Consider the following 17085-nt stretch of genomic DNA (forward strand, 5'->3'; position numbering starts at 1 on the left):
CTAATCTTGGCGATAACACCACCCGATAATGCGCTTCATCCCGGCTGACCGACAGCAGACTAAATGCAGTAATTACCCCATAAAGAGTGCGGGCTTGTCCTGCTGTGGGTAAGTCCGTTAAGGAGCGTATCGCTGTATTAAGCAAATTGCCGCTAAACGGATTAAAGCAGAACGAAGCTTTTTGATTCAGCAGGGTTTCAATCGATAGTTGTTCATCAGTACAGGTAAACTCTATAGTGTATTGCCACGGCTGGTTTAACTGCTCGTCACCATTAACCTTTAATACTGAAACAGGTGCATTTAACCCGTCAACCGTTAAGGTATAACGGTTATGACTGACAGCTAAGCCTGTCAGTTCATGGAGCCCATGGAGTAACTGTTTACCAAATTGCTGTACCTGCTTGACGGGGTCGTTTGGAATCTGGTTGGCTGGGTCCTTTTCCATGATGTGTTCCTTTTTATTATTTTTTAATCCATATATTTTTATAATATTAATAAGTCATTATGCATTTAATCGTTTAAATCTATTCATTTTCCTGACGGTTATCAGAAATTGACAAGTGATAATTTGATAATAACAAACCGAAAAACGTTATCGGTTGTTAATAGATATTACAATGTGTTTAAAGGAAGATGTGAATAATTAAGTCGTATCAAAATTCGATTATAAATAGTTTTTTTCATGTCCATTTTTCGAAAAATACGATCACCCAACTGCGCTTTAACTTCCTTGATCGCTATCCTAATTTAATCACTTTTTTAAATTAACGATATTAGTTATCGGTATAGATTAAACAAACTAATATAAAAATTACATGATATCATAAATTTTTGCAAGTTTTTTGATGTAAATTAAATAAAATCAATAGATTAATTTTTTAAAAGGATATTTATTAAAACAGATAGAATACCAACTAATTGATATTTAAGTCGTTAAAATTTATCGAAGCTTAAAATGAAATAAGCAATGTTAGATAAAAAGAGGTGATCTGAATGATTGCAACCGGAAAAAAATCGTTCTGCAAGCTTAACTTGCAGAACGCTAATGAGACAATCTTAATTAAATAATTTATGCCCCTGTAAGCAAATCCAATCCCACATACTGCCAAAGAATCCTGTTTCTTCAACATTTTGTAATGCAACTAATGGTTGCTCATTGATGACTTTACCATCTAATAAAAATTGCATTTTGCCTACAGCTGTTCCTTTTTTAATTGGCGCATAAATATAATCGTCAATTTTGTATTGAACTTGAACATCCGCAGCACGGCCTTTTGGTACAGTTATAAATGCACCATTAATAGCCCCTAGTTGAATTTTGTTCTCATCACCATACCATATTGATTCAGTGGTAAGTGGTGTACCTTCCTTGACCGGATTTGCGGTTTCGAAGAAGCGAAAGCCCCAAACCAGTAGTTTTTTACTCTCTTGTTCACGACCTTTAAAAGTGCGCCCACCTAATACAACTGAAATTAATCGGGTATTTCCGTCGACAGCGGAAGCAACTAAGTTATAACCCGCAGCATTGGTATGACCTGTTTTAATACCGTCAACATTTAACGTCGTATCCCAAAGTAAACCATTTCGGTTCATTTGTGGTTTTGATAATGTATAAGTAAACTCTTTTTCTTTATAAATAGCGTATTCTTGCGGCAAGTCACGGATAAGTGCTTGACCGAGTAATGCCATATCTTTAGCGGTAGTATATTGCCCCGGTGCATCTAATCCATGCACAGTTTCGAAGTGAGTATGGGTTAAACCAATTTTTTGCGCATAATCATTCATTAAGTTTACAAATGCACCTTGGCTTCCAGCAACATGTTCAGCCATTGCAATACAGGCATCATTACCTGATTGGATGATAATACCTTTGTTGAGATCGGAAACCGAAACGGTTTTACCCACTTCGAGAAACATGAGTGATGAGCCTTTTAATATAGGATTTCCGGTTGCCCAGGCATCTTTACTAACCACAACCATGTCATCATTTTTAATTCGACCAGAATGCAACGCTTGACCAACGACATAACTGGTCATCATTTTGGTTAAGCTTGCCGGATCGCGCTGTTGTTCAGCATTATGTTGCGCAAGAATTTCACCTGATTTGGCGTCAATTAAAATATAAGCTTCAGCATCTAATTCAGGAATAGCTGGAATAGGGATATCAGCTGATGCTGAAGTACAAATAGCAAGTGCTAACCAAGCAAAAGATAATTTAAATTTCTTTTTCATGTAATTAAATTCCGTTAAATATTTTTAGATAACATATATCGATGTGTATGAATAGACATCATAATGCCAAAACTTGCCATTAAAACGACTAAAGATGAGCCACCATAACTTATTAGTGGTAATGGTACACCAACTACTGGTAAGATTCCACTGACCATACCAATATTAATAAACACATAAACAAAGAAGACTAAAATTAAACCACCTGATAATATTCTGCCAAAAGTGGTTTGTGCTTGTGCAGAAATAACAAGTCCACGTATAATTAAACACAAAAATAGCACTAATAAAACCACAGTTCCGATAAAACCAAACTCTTCAGCAATCACCGAAAAAATAAAGTCAGTATGTCTTTCTGGCAGGAACTCTAATTGCGATTGAGTACCATGAAGCCAACCTTTACCCCATATACCACCTGATCCAATGGCGGTTTTAGATTGAATTATATGATAGCCAGTACCATTTGGATCGCGTTCAGGATTAAACAGAGTTAATACCCGTTCTCGCTGATAGTCATGCATTAAGAAAAACCACATAATCGGTAAAAATGCCGCAATTAAAATCAACGCAACAAGAATAAATCGCCAGTCAATGCCTGCCAAAAAGATAATAAAGATACCTGACATGACAATTAAAATTGCAGTACCTAAATCCGGTTGCATAGCAACTAATAATGTTGGTACACCAATGATTGCAAGGGTTTGCAACGTTGTTTTAAGTGGTGGAGGGCAACCATCTCGATGAATAAATTTAGCCACCATTAATGGTACGGCAATTTTAGCAATCTCAGAGGGCTGAAAACGTATTACGCCTAAATCTAACCAACGTTGTGCGCCTTTACTGGTGTAACCAAATATATCAACTAACAAAAGAACAATAATACAAACTACATATAAATATGGTGCCCATTTTTCATAGGATCTCGGTGAAAATTGCGCAAAGAAAATCATAACAATAAAACCAAGTAGTATTTGTATTACACGCTTTTCCATCATATCGATGCTTTGGCCACTAGCACTCCAAAGAATATAAAGACTGTATGCAAGTAATAAACTAATAAATAGAAAAAAAAGTGGATCTATGTGTATCTTTTGCCAGAAAGATTTTTTAATATTATTCATAGTTAATCTTCATTTCCTTGTCCTGAATTTGATGAAGCATCATCTGACTCGCTAGAATTATCACCAAGCAGATAATAATCAAGTATTTTTCGAGCCACGGCGCCGCCGTTAGAGCTACCGCCTCCGCCATTTTCCAGCACAATTGCTAGAGCTATTTTTGGCTTATCATACGGAGCATAAGCGACAAATAAAGCATGATCTCGTAAATGTTCGGGTATTCTATGGGCATTATAAGTTTCGTTTTCTTTCAAACCATAAACTTGCGCTGTACCTGATTTACCTGCAGCTTGATACTGTGCCCCGGCATAAACTTTGCGGGCTGTACCATGCGAGCCAAACATTACTCTATGCATACCTTCTTTGGCTAGTTGCCAATAGTTAGCTTTCACATCAATTAAATCATTAGGTTGCTCAAATGATTGCGGATCTATATCTGGCTTGTTTTCGTTTGAATTGATAATGTCACTTTTTTTATATAATAAAAAGTGAGGAGTATAAGTTTTACCATTATTAATCAAAATAGTTAAGGCTTTTGCCATTTGCATTGGAGTAGCAGTCCAATACCCTTGCCCGATACCAACCGGAATGGTATCACCTTGTAGCCAAGATTTTTTGTGGCGTTTTATTTTCCATTCACGACTTGGCATAACAGCACGAGTTTCTTCATTTGAAGAGATATCTATGCCTGTGCGTTCGCCATAACCAAATTTAGTCATCCAGTCGTTTAAACGATCAATGCCCAAATCATAAGCAACTTGATAAAAATAGGTATCTACTGACTCTTCAATCGCTTTTAACACATCAACACGGCCATGTCCCCATTTTAACCAATCTCGATAACGTTTTTCTGTTCCGGGTAATTGCCACCAACCGGGATCGTTAACCACCGTTTTTGGTGTAACAACACCTTCGCTTAGCGCAGCAATAGAGATAAAAGGCTTCACTGTGGAAGCTGGTGGATAAGCACCTAATAAAGCACGATTAAATAATGGTTTATTCGGATCATTAAGTAAGTCATTATATTTAGCGCTTGATATGCCACCGACAAAATCATTTGAATCATAACTAGGACTAGACACCATAGCCAATACTTCACCATTATTAGGATCGATAGCCACAACGGCCGCTTTACGCCCAGCTAGGATCTGTTCAATAAAGAGTTGTAACTTAAGGTTGATCGATAAATAGATATCTTCACCTGCTTGTGGTGGATGTTGTTCAAGCATACGGACAATACGTCCCCGACTATTTACTTCGACTTTTTCATAACCTGCCGTGCCATGCAATACATCTTCATAGTAACGTTCAATCCCCATTTTTCCGATATTGAGGGTAGCGACATAATTACTGGTTTTATTCTCCTCTTCAAGACGTTTTTTATCTTGGCTATTAATTTTCGAAATATAACCGAGAATATGCGTAAGTGAAGCGCCATATGGATAATACCGATGTTGTATTTTCACTATTGAAACAAATGGAAAACGATGCTGATCAACAACAAAACGAGCGATTTGATCGTTAGTCAGATTCTCTTTTAGAGGCACTGGCCGATGTGCTCGATAGTTGCGACGCTCTTTATAGAAGTTTTCAATGTCTTCATCGGTTAAATCAACAATTTTTTTTAATTGCTCAAACTGCTCTTTTAAATTTTTGGTTTTATCAGGAATAATATTAAGTTGATAAGTAATATTATTGATAGCTAATGGAGTACCATTACGGTCGTAAATCATGCCACGGCTTGGTGGAATAGGAATGATTTCGATACGATTATTATTCGATTTGGTACTGTAATAACTAAAATTTGAAATCTGCAAATCAGCTAAATTGCCAAGTAAAACAGACAACAATAAAATAATTACAACAAATGCAAATAGCGCCCTACGCAAAAATAAATTAGTTTCTGCCGAATGATCACGAATATTGCCTTTCTTTTTTTTACTTGAGATAGAGATAATATTACTCCTCTATATACTATTGTCTTGTAGATGTTGCTTTTTATTATGGTGTTGTTCTTCCCATTTATCGTAAGCATTCACTATTTTAGCCACCACCGGATGACGCACGACATCTTCGCTATTAAAGAAGTTAAAACTGATTTCATCAACTTGGCTTAACACTTCTATTGCATGTCGTAAGCCGGATTTTTGATGACGGGGTAAATCGATTTGGGTAATATCGCCAGTGATGACCGCTTTAGAATTAAAACCAATGCGTGTTAAAAACATTTTCATCTGTTCAATGGTGGTATTTTGGCTTTCATCTAAAATAATAAAAGCGTCGTTAAGTGTACGCCCACGCATATAAGCCAATGGTGCAACTTCAATCACACTTTTTTCAATTAGTTTTTCAACCTTTTCAAAGCCCAGCATTTCAAATAAAGCATCATAAAGCGGGCGTAAGTAAGGATCCACTTTTTGGCTTAAGTCACCGGGTAAAAAGCCCAGTTTTTCGCCCGCTTCTACCGCAGGGCGAGTTAACACAATTCGACGAATTTGTTGTTTTTCAAGCGCATCAACCGCAGCAGCTACCGCCAAATAAGTTTTACCCGTTCCGGCCGGACCAATACCAAAGGAAATATCATAATCTAAAACATGCGCAATATACTGTGCTTGATTTGCCGTTCTCGGTTTAATCACGCCACGCTTAGTTTTGATCATGACTAATTTGCCACCATGTTGATCGATATAGGCAGGTAAATGTTCACTAACTTTGTTAAGCGCGCCTGATTCTTTAATCGCTAGATGAATTTGCTCTGGTTCAATATTAACAACTTTAGTTTTTAATTTAGTTTGTTTATAAAGAGACTGCAAAATGTCATTGGCAGCCTCAACACAAATCTTATCGCCTGTGATTGAAAACAAGTTACCACGATGATTAATTTCAATACCAAGTCGACGTTCAAGTTGTTTAACGTTATCATCATGAGGGCCACAAAGACTATTTAACCTTTGATTATCATCTGGTTCAAGCACGGTTTGATGTGTAATAATTTTCAATAATAAGCCCTCTAATTATTATGTTAATTGCTAAGTTTTCCTTCACATAAAGAGCATTTTTCAACGCCTTTTAAAAATTCCATTTTACAATGCTGGCAAGTCACAATATTTCCCGACACAACCTGATCAACCAACCTTGTCGCCTGTTGTTGATCTAAACCTTGCGTTTTTAGTTTATTGATCATCATTGAGATTGGTGTACCGCTTTTTAATTCTTGCTCAACATCATTGCCTATTTCTTCTTCTAAGCTAGGCGGTACATAGTTTAAAACATTTTCATTATATTCTGAATGACAATGATTACATCTAATGTATCTTCCTAATGTTTGAAAACTGAATATTGGAATAAAAAACAACGTAAAATATCTTGCCATTTTAACTTGCGTATATTTTTGTTGTTTTTCATCTGATTTGATGTTTTGCACTGTACAACAATTAGGGCAATTAAATTGCCCTGTTTCTTCATCTACTTCACGACCTCTAGAACCAAATATAATGAACATTTTCTTTCCTTTCCGTTATGAAATAATATTATTTTTATAATTAAATACGTTATTTAATTATGGATGATAAATACCAACGCCTAGATCGTTTTCTTTGCGAGTTCTTGAAATCACAGACATAGGCGATTGACTCACCCTCAGATCCATTTCATCCTCGGTACGCACGACTTTACCTCTTAATGAATTTGGATAAACATCGGTAATTTCAACATCAACAAATTTACCAATCATATTTGGATGACCTTCGAAGTTAACAATACGGTTATTTTCAGTTCTGCCCGTTAATTCCATGAGATCTTTTTTGGATGGTCCTTCGACTAAAATACGTTGCACTGTATTTAGCATACGACGGCTAAATTGCATTGCTTGCTGATTGATCCGTTCTTGCAAGATATAAAGACGTTGTTTTTTCTCTTCCTCAGAAACATTATCTTCCATTTCAGCTGCGGGTGTGCCAGGGCGTGCTGAATAAACAAAGCTATAGCTTAAGTCAAAATTGACATCGGCAATTAGTTTCATGGTTTGTTCAAAATCTTCCTGTGTTTCACCCGGAAAACCGACAATAAAATCAGAACTGATTTGAATATCAGGACGAACTTTACGTAATTTTCGAATAATCGATTTATACTCAATCGCTGTATGAGTTCGTTTCATTAAATTTAAAACACGGTCAGATCCACTTTGCACCGGTAAATGCAAAAAGTTAACCAGTTCCGGCGTGTCACGATAAACATCGATAATATCATCAGTGAATTCAATAGGATGACTGGTCGTGAAGCGAATTCGATCAATACCGTCAATGGCAGCAACTAAACGAAGTAGTTCGGCAAACGAACAAATATCGCCATCAAAAGTAGGACCACGATATGCATTCACATTTTGCCCAAGCAAATTAACTTCACGCACACCTTGTTCTGCTAACTGTGCTATTTCGTAAATTACATCATCACAAGGCCTACTGACCTCTTCGCCACGGGTATAAGGTACAACACAATAAGTACAATATTTATTACACCCTTCCATAATTGACACAAAAGCCGTTGGGCCTTCGCTACGTGGTTCTGGTAAGCGATCAAATTTCTCAATTTCAGGAAAGCTAACATCCACAACATGGTTACCTTTACCACTACGAATTTGCTCAATCATCTCTGGCAAACGGTGAAAAGTTTGTGGCCCAAAAATAATATCGACAAATGGGGCACGTTTACGTATGTGGGCACCTTCTTGAGAAGCCACACATCCCCCCACACCGATAATAATATCAGGGTTATGTTGTTTTAAGTTTTTCCAGCGTCCCAATTGGTGAAAAACTTTTTCTTGTGCTTTTTCTCGAATAGAGCAGGTATTTAATAATAAAATATCCGCTTCTTCTGCATTGTCTGTTAATGTTAAACCGTGGGTGGATTCAAGGAGATCGGCCATTTTAGTTGAATCATATTCATTCATCTGGCAGCCCCAAGTTTTGATATGTAATTTTTTGCTCATCAATAACTCAGCTATATTTAATTGTTAAAATGAAAACGGGTTTAAATCCGCGATTTTAGCGTGCTATATTGTAATCCTTTGTGAATGTAGGGTCTATATAAAGATGAGCTTAAATTAGTCTTTTTATCATTGATAAGTAAAAAAATATTTTTTAATTCATTCTAACTAATAATTTCATAGAAGTTTATAGTTAATGAGTAATAAATAAACAAATTGAAACCGTTTTCATTACAATTTTTTATCGCCAATAAATTCCAGCTAAAATCGACCTAAAAACCCAGATTAAAAAAGTCTAAATCGTCTTAATCGTTATTTTAAACGCATAACACCCAGTGATATATGTTTTATTATTGGCATTAATAATATAAAAATGATTATCGACAAAACCTTTTATAACTGAGCAGACTAAATTTTTAATTAAACAACCGATTATGATAATCATTCTTCTTAACATGTTTTTATTTTATGTTATTATCTGCGACTAATTTACCTAACAGATGAAAGTAAGAAGATATGTCAAAAACATTTAGTCCAACAAAACGTCTTTTAGTTAAGGGCATTATTGCGACTTGTTTATTGTCAGTTTCTCGTGTTGGCTTTGCTGCGACAAAGGCACAGATTGTTGCTGTTCGTGTTTGGCCTTCTTCAACTTATACTCGCATCACGTTAGAATCAAATATCAAACTTAACTATAAACGTTCTGCACTACGTAACCCTGACAGAATGGTGATAGACATAGGTAAAGTGGATTTAAATACTACACTAAAAAGTATTTCATCAAAAGTTTTAAACCACGATCCTTATATAAAATCAATCAGAGTTTTACAACTTGATCCTAAAACGGTCAGAATAATGATTGTATTAAAGCAAGGTGTAGAGCCAAATACATTCACGTTACCGCCTATTGAAACGTTTAAACATCGTTTAGTGATGGATCTTTATCCGTCTAAATCTGCTTCACCGGAAGATAACGATCCGTTACTGGCATTGCTCGAAGAGTACACCAAAGGCGACTTGACCCAAAAACAATCACAGATCAAAACAACAACGAATAAAAATAAAAATGCCCCAGTTGTTGTTGTGCTTGATCCAGGCCATGGCGGTGAAGATCCCGGCGCTATAGGATATAAAAAGACCCGAGAAAAAGATATTGTTTTACAAATTGCTCGCCGGACTTACAACCTGCTAAAAAAAGAGCCAAATATAAAAGTCTACATGACACGCAACGAAGATGTCTTTATCCCTTTAAATGTGCGAGTTGCAAAAGCTCGCTCGTTGCATGCAGATCTGTTTATCTCAATCCATGCTGATGCCTTTACCAATCGATCGGTAAAAGGATCGACAGTTTTTGCCTTATCAACCAAAGGTGCCAGTAGTTCAGCAGCTAGCTATTTAGCGCAAACTCAAAATAAAGCTGACCAAATCGGTGGCGTTAGCCGTAGTGGTGATAAGTACTTAGATAATACAATTTTAGACCTGGTACAAAAAACCACACTAAGTAATGGTGTGTTATTGGGTAATGCCATTTTAAATCGTATGAAAGTGGTCAATCAATTACACAAACCATCAATTGAAAAAGCAGGTTTTGCGGTATTAAAAGCCCCCGATATCCCTTCTGTTTTGGTTGAAACAGCTTTTATCAGTAATATAAATGAAGAGAAAAAGCTAAAAACGGCATCATTCCAAAATCAGATATCAAAAGCCATTTTAAATGGTATTAAAGATTACTTAAAAAAACGTAAGAATTAGTTTTGTCAAAAACTTTCAGAAAATACCTACGTTTTAGTATAAAACTATTGAATGATAACTAAACGCCGTTCAGCATCTAACTCAGGAATCGTTAATTTAATATCTTGTTTCAAAGTAAAACCGGCAGGAATAGCATCGATTTCACTTCCTTTAAGCGCATAAAAAGATCCTTGTTGATTCGGTAGATGTTTACACCAATTAAGCATATCTTGCAAAGAGGCAAAAGCCCGACTAATTACACCGTCAAACTGTTTATCGCAATAGGCTTCAATTCGGCTCTGAACGGGATTAATATTAGCCAGTTTTAGTTCAAATTGTACCTGCTTTAAAAAGCGAATACGCTTGCCTAAACTATCAACTAAATCAAATTGTTTATCAGGATTGATAATGGCCAACGGAATGCCCGGTAAGCCCGGTCCGGTGCCAACATCAATAAAACTGTTACCAACTAAATAAGGTGAAACGACAACGCTGTCCATGATGTGTTTTATCAACATTTCATTAGGATCACGCACAGCAGTTAAATTATAAGCTTTGTTCCACTTATTAAGCATTTGAACATAATCAATTAACTGATCTATTTGCTGATCTGTGATCAAAAGATCCGTTTGATCAATTAGATTAATGAGTTTCTTTTTTAACATAATTTTTCTTTTTTAAATAAACCAATAGCATCGAAATAGCCGCAGGTGTAATACCTGAAATGCGTGAAGCTTGACCAATTGAAACTGGCTTATGTTGTTTCAACTTAGCCACCACTTCATTCGATAACCCCGATATTTCGGCATAATCGATATGCGCCGGAATTAATGTCTCTTCGTTGCGTTTTTGCCGCTCGATTTCTTCAATTTGCAGCTTAATATAACCATCATATTTAACTTGAATTTCAACTTGTTCAGCCGCTTGCGCATCATTCAGACCTGGTGCAAACAATGACAATGATTTTAATGTTTGATAACTCATTTCAGGACGTTTGAGTAACTCTTCACCATTAGCTTCTTTGGTTAAATTGGCGCTTAATACCGCATTAACTTCATCAATAGTCTCAATATGCGGATGTACCCAAATGTCACGTAATCGAGCTCTTTCTTGCTCAATGGCTTCAAATTTTTCATTAAATCGCTGCCAACGGTAGTCATCAACCATGCCTAACTTGCGACCGATCTCGGTTAGACGAATATCAGCATTATCTTCCCGAAGCATTAAACGATATTCAGCTCGCGAAGTAAACATACGATAAGGTTCATTTGTCCCCAAAGTACAAAGATCGTCAACCAGTACCCCTAAATAAGCTTGATCACGAGTTGGATACCATTGATCTTGATCATAAACAAATCTGGCAGCATTTAATCCCGCTAACATCCCTTGCGCCGCAGCCTCTTCATAACCAGTCGTTCCGTTGATTTGACCGGCTAAAAATAGCCCTTTGATCACTTTACTTTCAAGTGTAGGCTTAAGATCCCGTGGATCAAAATAATCATATTCGATCGCATAACCCGGTCTGACAATATTGGCATTTTCAAGCCCTTTCATACTACGCACAAAAGCAAGTTGCGTATCAAATGGTAAACTTGTTGAGATCCCATTTGGGTAGATCTCGTTGCTATCTAATCCTTCCGGCTCAAGATAGATCTGATGCGAATTACGATCAGCAAAACGCATTATTTTATCTTCAATAGAAGGGCAATATCTTGGACCAACCCCTTCAATAACACCTGTATACATTGGGCTACGATCTAAGCTGTTACGAATGATCTCGTGGGTTGTTTCATTGGTACTTGTTATATAACAAGGGATCTGTTTTGGATGCTCACTTGCATTGCCTAAAAATGAAAAAACCGGCACAGGATCATCACCATATTGTGTACCTAATTTTGAAAAATCAATGGTTCTGGCATCAATTCTTGGTGGCGTTCCTGTTTTTAAGCGCCCCATTCTAAAAGGGTATTGGTGTAATGATTTAGATAAGCCGATCGCTGCAGGATCCCCTGTTCGTCCGCCACTGTAATTATCTAAGCCAATATGGATCTTACCGTCTAAAAACGTTCCAGTTGTGAGTACAACCGCTTTAGCTTTAAAGCTGATACCCATTTGCGTTTTTACACCGACGATCTGATCGTTTTCGATGATCACATCTTCAACCGATTGTTGGAATAACATAAGGTTTTCTTGATTTTCAAGCGTTGTGCGGATCACTTTACGGTAAAGCGATCGATCTGCTTGAGCACGTGTTGCTCTAACCGCTGGACCTTTACTGCTGTTTAAGATCCTGAACTGGATCCCAGCTAGATCGATAGCATGTGCCATTAATCCACCCATTGCATCGATCTCTTTAACCAAATGTCCTTTGCCTATTCCGCCGATAGCTGGATTACAGGACATTTGACCTAATGTATTGATATTATGGGTTAAAAGAAGTGTTTTGCGGCCCATTCTTGCTGATGCCATGGCAGCTTCTGTTCCTGCATGACCGCCACCAACAATGATGACATCAAAAAGATCCGGATAAAACATATAAAGCCTCGTTGTTATTTATCTATCGGTGATCGTATTTTTTTGATCGGGTGATCTGATTTAATTTAGCGTTAGGAATTGTACTCATCTTTTCAGTTACGTCAAATGATCTATTTTGATCGCGCTTTAAATTAAATAAGATCTTTTATGTGATCTTTTTTATTTTTACTACTATTAGCGTGGATCCTTTTTGTGGATAACCACGTTTTATTGCAATTTCATAGGATCTTATCGATCGTGAAATTCTGTTAATTGATCGGATCTTTTTCTAGTTAAAGCTGTTGATAATTGTTTTAGTTATCCACAGATGATTTATTTTTTTAGGTTATTAATACCCTCATCACAGCTTATTAGGGGAATTTGTCACAGAGTTATCCACAAAAATTAAGTTTGATCGCTTGTTTTTTGTCCGGTTTTATTGCATTTTTTCTTCTTGAATAAGAACAATAATAAATAACATAACTCTATTTGATAGCATTACATATTATAAATGCGTGTATAAAATAAGTTAGTCTGACGGTAAAAGTGTAATTGAAACAGATAATGAAAAAGTAGTGATCAAAAAATTCATTTATTCAATAAACGCTATTTCAAAAAACCATTAAGATCTCAGGCAATATACAATCAAGCAGATCCTTTTTGGGCTGGCGTTATCGAAGTAATCTAAATCTAAAGTAATGCGAAAAATTCTGTGTGAAATTGCTCAAAGCCAATAGGAATCATTACAAGATATTGCAATAAAGAATAAATATGCTAAGTTGCCCATAAAGGCAATATCAGATTTACTTTAAGTTGCTGTAAATGATTATCTTTAATAAAGCACAATAGATGTTAATAAGATTAACTCACAAGTGTAAGGAATTTATATGAAAAAGATACTAATATTAATTACTGCCATGTTTTTATTCGGATGTAATGAGAAGACCTATACTGTAGAAGACTTCAAAAATAACAAAGAACTACTCGATGAGTACCGTAAAAAATGTATCAACGGTGAAATTTATGGTGATAGCTTAAATTGTCAAAACTCGCACAAAGCCTTAATTTTACTTAACAGACCAACTAATACCGGAAAATGGACTGATTAATTTAAGATTATGACATTTAAGCGCATAAAAATCACACATGTGGCTTTTAAAGTTCTATCTGTGATAAGTTTATAGCGTTAATTTGCTCTTTATTTATTATAAACTTATCATCTTGTATTATAATTCTCTCTCCTTTTTATATGAAAGTGATTGATTTTTATAAAAGCAAATTTATACTTATCATGTATGTATTTTTATTGTGAGGTTACTTTATTACTCTTTCACAGTTACCTTTACCTTTTTCATCACCTAATAATGAAACCTTTGATAGTTTTTATGTAGGTGATAATCAATTATTGCTTGAATCATTACAAACCTTATTTGATAAGGAAGGTTTTAGTGTCTTTTATTTATGGTCGGCTAGTGCTGCTGGTCGGACGCATTTATTACATGCAGCAAGTCAAAATAAATTAGCGAGTTATATTCCTTTAAAACAGTATTATCACCTTGTTCCCGAAATTTTACAGGGGTTAGATAATTATGATTTAGTCTGTTTAGATGATATTGACGCTATTGCCGGACATCGTCATTGGGAAGAGGCTATTTTCGATCTATTTAATCGTTTAACCGAAAAAAATATTAGTAAGTTGTTAATTACCGCCAGTGCACCGCCAAGACAGATCGCTTTTACGCTACCGGATTTAGTTTCCAGATTGACATGGGGGCAAGTTTATCAATTAAAACAACTTAGTGATGATGATAAACTTAAAGCACTGCAATTAAGAGCACAGTTAAGTGGTTTTGAATTATCAACCGAAGTGGGTTTATTCTTATTAAAACGTGTTAATCGTGATATGCGAACACTATTTTCTTTACTGGAAAAGTTTGAGGTAGCAACGTTAGCTCAACAACGTAAATTAACCATTCCTTTTATTAAACATATTTTGGATTTGTAAAATGAGTAAAAAACCTGAAGCTATCGTTTTTTTTGATTTAGATGGCACATTATTTAACAGTCAAGTTGATGTATTACCTAGCTCTTATCAAGCCATAGAAAAGTTAAAGCAAAATAATATTATACCAATGCTGGCTACGGGCCGTACTCCTTGTGAGGTGGCTAATTTAATGCGAACAACGCATATCAATTCGATTGTTGGTATGAATGGGCAAGTTGTGGTCTATCAAGGGGAAGTTGTTTACACCAATAACATAGATAAAAATGTTATAACCCGTATTTATGAATTTTCACAGCAGCAAATGAATATTCCTTTAGCATTTTATAACTATAAAACGATGAGGGTTTCGGAAAATAGCCAGCCTGCGAACACTTTTTACCACTATTTAAAACAAGAAGTGCCACCAGTTGATGATCAGATCTATTTAAAAGAACCTATTCAAATGCTATTGCTACTTTGTGAGCAGGGCGAAGCTAATTATCGTGATGTTTTCCCGGAGTTAACCTTTATTCGTAATACCCCTTATTGTGTTGATGTCTTTAATCACGGTGGCTCAAAAGGAAATGGTATTAATGAGCTGTTAAAAACCAAAGGATTTACTGATGTGCCCACTTACGCTTTTGGTGATGGTATGAATGACTTTGAAATGTTTTTAACTGTTGATCATCCTATTGCAATGGGTAATGCGGTCGATGATTTGAAAGCGCAAGCTGAATATATTACCGATACCAATGATAATGATGGCATTGCTAAAGCGTTGCAAAAATTTGGGTTAATCTAATCAATAGCTATAAAAAAATCATCTAATATAAACAATTAGATGATTTTTTAGTTGCGTTTTTATTTGTGTTTAATGATGTTTGAAACCAACATTATTATTACCAAAACAGTTGTCGTAATCATATCCGGTTAACTCTTTGACTAATTGTCTTATTTCCGGTGTAGCATCTTGTTTTTTTCCACCATTTTTAAGTCTATCAAGTTCTTGAATAATCTGGGCGTGGGTGCCTTTATCCAATTTCATTCGATAAGTGAAGATAATACCTAAAATTGCCATGCCGCATACCCCAAATATCATCACCATATTAATAGCAGTAACGGCGCTTTCTGGTTGTACAGTGTTGACGCCTGAGACAAATCCGGAAAACTTCAAGACAAGCCCCAGAATAAAGACAATGGTTGCACGCATTAATTTACCGGCCATTGTCATCGCCCCTGCATAAATACCTTCACGACGTCTTCCGGTAAGGACTTCGTCGATATCAGCTAAAAACGTATACACACTCCAAGGAATATAGTAAACACCGCCGGTACCTAATCCAAACCAAATTGTAATGCCAATGACGATCCATGTTACATGTGGCATATTTAGATAATAGATACCAATATAGCCAATTACCGATGAGATAACGATCAATATGGCGATAACAAACGGTCTTTTAAATCCACGTTTTACGCACCATGCCATAAAAAATGCGGTTGAAATTAATTGACAGATACTACTTAGACTATTCATTTCTGATACAAATGTTTTCGGTTGTCCTAAGTTAAAAACCACAAAGTAGGTAAATGTTGCAGCAAATAGCCATTCAGCGCCAAAACCAAATAAATACATACCTAAATGATTTCGGAAAGTTTTTAAACGGAATGTTGAAAACACATCAGAAAATAATTTTACAATACTTTCCCAAAGACCGGATGTGGTTTCATCTTCAATTTCATCGGCTGGTTTTTCCCAACTATTGGCATAAAGCATAATAAGCGCAATAGCCATGATAGTTGCATAAGTGATACCGGTAAGTAAGAATGGTAATGGTGAATCTTTGCCTTTAAATAGATAGAAAAAGACCCCCGGGATTGCCGCAGCTAAGAAGTTAGCAACTTTACCAAACATCGCTTTAGAACCTGCCAGATAAGTTCTTTGATCGAAGTTTTTAGTCATCTCTACCGGTAAGGTATTATATGGAATCATAATCATGGTATAGATGAATTCAAATAGAATATAGGTGGTTAAGTAGTACCAAAAATTCATGCCATCAATCCATAATAATGGATAAATAATCATGCAAGGAATGGCTAACAAAATAAAAAATCGACGGCGACCAAAGCGACGTCCTAATTTAGTATGATTAAAATTATCCGTGATAAATCCCATTAAAGGATTTAAGATAACATCTAAATAGGTCGCTATTGAAAATATTAACGTTGCTTGAAAAGCCGAAAGGCCACAGAAGGTTGTATAAAAGTAAAGTAGCCAAGCCGCACTAATCGCCAGCGCTCCACTTCCTATCAAGTTACCACTCCCATACGAAAATCGAGTTAGTGTGGTTATCTTTTTTTGATTGTCAGCCATAAATCTCTTTCCTTTAATAATGAAATGCTGTTTTAAAAATATTATCTAAAGAATACTAAATTTATTGAAATTTACTTTAAATTTTTTTAAGAAATGTGATATGGGTAACAATTTATTTGTTTTTTAAAGATTAATTTATCGTGACAAG

Annotated in this window: 13 protein-coding genes and 1 pseudogene; 4 read left to right on the top strand and 10 right to left on the bottom strand. The window is 35.8% G+C overall.

Features of this window, described 5'->3' with window-relative positions; all coding sequences use genetic code 11:
• From J3U74_RS11585 to miaB, 7 genes and pseudogenes are all read right to left on the bottom strand, one after another.
• Positions 1-445, bottom strand: a pseudogene (locus J3U74_RS11585) (hypothetical protein); the annotation flags it as partial.
• A 611-nt stretch (positions 446-1056) separates the two neighbouring features.
• Positions 1057-2232 carry a serine hydrolase gene (locus J3U74_RS11590; RefSeq protein ID WP_267328839.1) on the bottom strand — a complete coding sequence of 392 codons (1176 nt, stop codon included), beginning with the start codon at positions 2230-2232 and terminating at the stop codon, positions 1057-1059.
• Between the two features lie 14 nt (positions 2233-2246).
• The gene (mrdB, locus tag J3U74_RS11595) at positions 2247-3353 is read right to left on the bottom strand and encodes a peptidoglycan glycosyltransferase MrdB (RefSeq protein WP_220218474.1); all 1107 of its coding nucleotides are present in this window, start codon (positions 3351-3353) and stop codon (positions 2247-2249) included.
• 2 nt (positions 3354-3355) lie between these two features.
• On the bottom strand, positions 3356-5299 hold the full coding sequence (gene mrdA / locus J3U74_RS11600) for a penicillin-binding protein 2 (RefSeq protein WP_366915718.1): 1944 nt from the start codon (positions 5297-5299) through the stop codon (positions 3356-3358).
• An 18-nt stretch (positions 5300-5317) separates the two neighbouring features.
• Entirely contained in the window at positions 5318-6349 is a 1032-nt protein-coding gene (locus J3U74_RS11605; RefSeq protein ID WP_267328838.1) for a PhoH family protein, read from the bottom strand.
• 23 nt (positions 6350-6372) lie between these two features.
• On the bottom strand, positions 6373-6852 hold the full coding sequence (locus J3U74_RS11610) for a zinc ribbon domain-containing protein (RefSeq protein ID WP_220218477.1): 480 nt from the start codon (positions 6850-6852) through the stop codon (positions 6373-6375).
• Positions 6853-6909: 57 nt separating this feature from the next.
• Positions 6910-8337, bottom strand: a complete 1428-nt coding sequence (gene miaB / locus J3U74_RS11615; protein ID WP_220218478.1) for a tRNA (N6-isopentenyl adenosine(37)-C2)-methylthiotransferase MiaB — start codon at positions 8335-8337, stop codon at positions 6910-6912.
• 513 nt (positions 8338-8850) lie between these two features.
• On the opposite strand from miaB, the gene J3U74_RS11620 reads away from it, so the two are divergent.
• Positions 8851-10086, top strand: coding sequence for an N-acetylmuramoyl-L-alanine amidase (locus J3U74_RS11620; RefSeq protein WP_267328837.1), 1236 nt, complete (start codon positions 8851-8853; stop codon positions 10084-10086).
• A 44-nt stretch (positions 10087-10130) separates the two neighbouring features.
• Here the strand turns inward: J3U74_RS11620 and rsmG are convergent, their stop codons facing one another.
• A complete protein-coding gene (gene rsmG / locus J3U74_RS11625; protein ID WP_267328836.1) occupies positions 10131-10730 on the bottom strand; it encodes a 16S rRNA (guanine(527)-N(7))-methyltransferase RsmG in 600 nt (199 codons plus the stop codon).
• Complete coding sequence (mnmG, locus tag J3U74_RS11630; protein WP_267328835.1) at positions 10708-12600, bottom strand: tRNA uridine-5-carboxymethylaminomethyl(34) synthesis enzyme MnmG; 1893 nt, start codon at positions 12598-12600, stop codon at positions 10708-10710. Before mnmG ends, rsmG begins: the two co-directional genes overlap by 23 nt.
• 866 nt (positions 12601-13466) lie before the next feature.
• Here mnmG and J3U74_RS11635 point away from each other — a divergent pair.
• From J3U74_RS11635 to J3U74_RS11645, 3 genes are all read left to right on the top strand, one after another.
• Entirely contained in the window at positions 13467-13688 is a 222-nt protein-coding gene (locus J3U74_RS11635; RefSeq protein ID WP_267328834.1) for an EexN family lipoprotein, read from the top strand.
• 212 nt (positions 13689-13900) lie between these two features.
• Positions 13901-14584 carry a DnaA inactivator Hda gene (hda, locus tag J3U74_RS11640; RefSeq protein ID WP_220219598.1) on the top strand — a complete coding sequence of 228 codons (684 nt, stop codon included), beginning with the start codon at positions 13901-13903 and terminating at the stop codon, positions 14582-14584.
• A 1-nt stretch (position 14585) separates the two neighbouring features.
• On the top strand, positions 14586-15365 hold the full coding sequence (locus J3U74_RS11645; protein WP_220218483.1) for a Cof-type HAD-IIB family hydrolase: 780 nt from the start codon (positions 14586-14588) through the stop codon (positions 15363-15365).
• A gap of 69 nt (positions 15366-15434) precedes the next feature.
• Here the strand turns inward: J3U74_RS11645 and J3U74_RS11650 are convergent, their stop codons facing one another.
• Entirely contained in the window at positions 15435-16937 is a 1503-nt protein-coding gene (locus J3U74_RS11650; protein WP_220218484.1) for an MFS transporter, read from the bottom strand.
• Between the last annotated feature and the right edge of the window lie 148 nt (positions 16938-17085).

This window comes from Gilliamella sp. B3892 (assembly GCF_026536305.1).
Lineage (GTDB): Bacteria > Pseudomonadota > Gammaproteobacteria > Enterobacterales > Orbaceae > Gilliamella.

What these genes read in the sequence shown, in the direction of transcription:
- mnmG (WP_267328835.1), bottom strand. Translation starts at nt 12,600, where the DNA reads ATGTTTTATCCGGATCTTTTTGATGTCATCATTGTTGGTGGCGGTCAT.
- J3U74_RS11590 (WP_267328839.1), bottom strand. Translation starts at nt 2,232, where the DNA reads ATGAAAAAGAAATTTAAATTATCTTTTGCTTGGTTAGCACTTGCTATT.
- J3U74_RS11620 (WP_267328837.1), top strand. Translation starts at nt 8,851, where the DNA reads ATGTCAAAAACATTTAGTCCAACAAAACGTCTTTTAGTTAAGGGCATT.
- J3U74_RS11610 (WP_220218477.1), bottom strand. Translation starts at nt 6,852, where the DNA reads ATGTTCATTATATTTGGTTCTAGAGGTCGTGAAGTAGATGAAGAAACA.
- J3U74_RS11650 (WP_220218484.1), bottom strand. Translation starts at nt 16,937, where the DNA reads ATGGCTGACAATCAAAAAAAGATAACCACACTAACTCGATTTTCGTAT.
- rsmG (WP_267328836.1), bottom strand. Translation starts at nt 10,730, where the DNA reads ATGTTAAAAAAGAAACTCATTAATCTAATTGATCAAACGGATCTTTTG.
- J3U74_RS11645 (WP_220218483.1), top strand. Translation starts at nt 14,586, where the DNA reads ATGAGTAAAAAACCTGAAGCTATCGTTTTTTTTGATTTAGATGGCACA.
- miaB (WP_220218478.1), bottom strand. Translation starts at nt 8,337, where the DNA reads ATGAGCAAAAAATTACATATCAAAACTTGGGGCTGCCAGATGAATGAA.
- mrdB (WP_220218474.1), bottom strand. Translation starts at nt 3,353, where the DNA reads ATGAATAATATTAAAAAATCTTTCTGGCAAAAGATACACATAGATCCA.
- J3U74_RS11635 (WP_267328834.1), top strand. Translation starts at nt 13,467, where the DNA reads ATGAAAAAGATACTAATATTAATTACTGCCATGTTTTTATTCGGATGT.